The following is a 2481-nucleotide window of genomic DNA, read 5'->3' on the forward strand; positions in this document are numbered from 1 at the left end:
TAACTTGATAGAACAGGCGCCTCATTTGTTCGCTCAGCTGGCGGGCAGGATTAGGAACAGCGTTGGCTTAATGGGAGCCGTATGAGCTGAGAGGTTCACGTACGGTTCTGCGAGAGGCTGTCGGGGAGGTTCCGGCGGTCTACTCACCGTGTGCCGTGGAGCACAGAGGTTAACTCAAGGTTAACCATTTGAGCGTAAGCTTAAGAAGAGATGAAGGTAGGCCCTTCAAAGTCTACTGTCGGAAGTCGGCTTTAAACCACCTGCAAGTGGCTGTTATTAAGAGTAACGGTCAAAAGCGTTGTAGGGAAGTCAGGAAATTATTCTGGTGAGGTGAGTTGTAAGGAGATGAGTAAACCCGAACTTGTGTAGACGCGTCGTTAATCCCAAAAATAGCATCAAAACTGAGATCGTCGTGTAATCTCAGGAGCAGTATACTGGCGAACTCCGAATGTTGAGTATGTGGTGCTCGGCGTATAGCAAGCATGAACTTACAACAGGCTCTTTTTAGGAACCACGGGAACCAGTCATCATGATGACAAGGGAGAAATACAAGTGACTAAATTCATAAGTATGAGAGTACCAATGCATGATACTGGGGCGGAGTTGTTCGTAGTAGCGAAGAAGTATTTGTAATGAATACGGAGCGAAGGGGCAACGTTAAGCCGTCTCCAAGTCAGTTCAACTGTGATAAACAGGAGGAAACTGGTCTTGAAGAGACAAAACCTTTTCAAATCAATAAATGGCAAGTAGCTGAAGCTTATAAGCTCGTGAAAGCCAATCGAGGATCTGCAGGCGTTGATAATCAAAGCCTGCAGGATTTTGAACAAAACTTGAAAGGTAACCTATACAAAATCTGGAACCGCCTTTCTTCGGGAAGTTATATGCCACCTCCAGTTAAAGGAGTTGCCATACCAAAGAAAAGTGGTGGAGAAAGATTGCTTGGAATACCCACAGTTAGTGACAGAGTGGCGCAAATGACTGTGTTACTGTCGTTTGAACACAAGGTGGAACGACACTTTCTAGATGATTCCTATGGATACAGGCCTAAGAAATCTGCGTTAGATGCCATAGCGGTAACTCGGAAAAGGTGCTGGCGTTATGACTGGTGTCTAGAGTTTGATATCAAAGGTCTATTCGATAATATTCCACATGAATTATTACTTAAAGCTGTCGACAAACACGTCACAGATGAATGGGTTAGGTTGTACATTCGTCGTTGGCTAGTTGCTCCAATGCAAATGCCAAACGGTGAGCTACAAGAGCGAAGCAAGGGAACGCCACAGGGTGGGATTGTCAGTCCAGTGCTTGCAAACTTATTCTTGCATTATGTGTTTGATAAGTGGCTAAGTAAGCACTATCCAAGAGTGCCATGGTGTCGATATGCAGATGATGGTCTGTTGCATTGCAATAGCCTACTTGAAGCACAAGATATGCTCGAAGTACTCAAGCGACGCTTTAATGCCTGTGGTTTGGATCTACATCCAACCAAAACCAAGATAGTTTACTGCAAAGATACCAGTCGAAAAGGCAGCTATAAGACAACGAGCTTTGATTTCTTAGGATACACATTCAGGGCAAGAAGAGTGAAAGGAAAGATTCGAAATAATCTATTTATGAGTTTTTCACCTGCGGTAAGCAAGTCAGCTCTAAAGACCATGAGGTATAGGATAAGAAAGCTAAGAGTTCGCTGTCGTACAGAGATGAGTATTAACGAAATTGCCAAGTGGCTAAATCCCATCATACAAGGTTGGATTTACTATTATGGTCGGTTTCACCGCTCAGCGCTGACTGCCATTGGTCGTCATATAAACCTAACGTTAATTCGTTGGGCTCGACGGAAATATAAGAGGCTGCGGAAGCACAAAATCAACGCCTGCAAGTTTATAGGTAACTTGATAGAACAGGCGCCTCATTTGTTCGCTCACTGGCGGGCAGGATTAGGAACAGCGTTGGCTTAATGGGAGCCGTATGAGCTGAGAGGTTCACGTACGGTTCTGCGAGAGGCTGTCGGGGAGGTTCCGGCGGTCTACTCACCAGATCCGCGCCATGACTGGGCTAGCGATTTAATGACTTAGCTGTCAACTAAGGCTGAAAATCGTGCGTTGTGCCATGTTTATTAATTAAAATAAGTGAAAATAAAGGATCAATTTGTTGATCATTTTCAGTGCGATTTAATGGTCTCCTAACGTTTAGGAGATTAAAAATGACAGAAGAAAAAAGCCCATTTATGCATTTCGTTTCCATCAAAGATATTCGCCAAGAAGGAAAAGTTGAACATACGTTATCAGATATTATTTTGATAACGATCTGTGCGGTGCTTTCTGGCCATGATACTTGGAAAGGCATTAGTGATTATGGCCGTAAGCAGCGCGATTTCTTATTACGTTTTGGCTTTTCAGGTAAAACGTCACCGTCGGCAGATACGATCGCAAGAGTGAATGGGAACCATGACCAGTCCAAAGGCCAAGCATTTACAAAAAA

General features: G+C 44.1%; 2 protein-coding genes. Both read left to right on the plus strand.

Features of this window, described 5'->3' with window-relative positions; genetic code table 11:
• The first annotated feature begins 632 nt into the window (after window positions 1-632).
• On the plus strand, window positions 633-1958 hold the full coding sequence (gene ltrA / locus DZ54_RS0117325) for a group II intron reverse transcriptase/maturase (RefSeq protein ID WP_025675485.1): 1326 nt from the start codon (window positions 633-635) through the stop codon (window positions 1956-1958).
• A gap of 245 nt (window positions 1959-2203) precedes the next feature.
• A partial coding sequence (locus tag DZ54_RS23030; protein WP_164831629.1) for a transposase family protein occupies window positions 2204-2481 on the plus strand: 278 nt, incomplete at its 3' end.

The organism is Salinivibrio socompensis S35 (assembly GCF_000513715.1).
GTDB lineage: Bacteria > Pseudomonadota > Gammaproteobacteria > Enterobacterales > Vibrionaceae > Salinivibrio > Salinivibrio socompensis.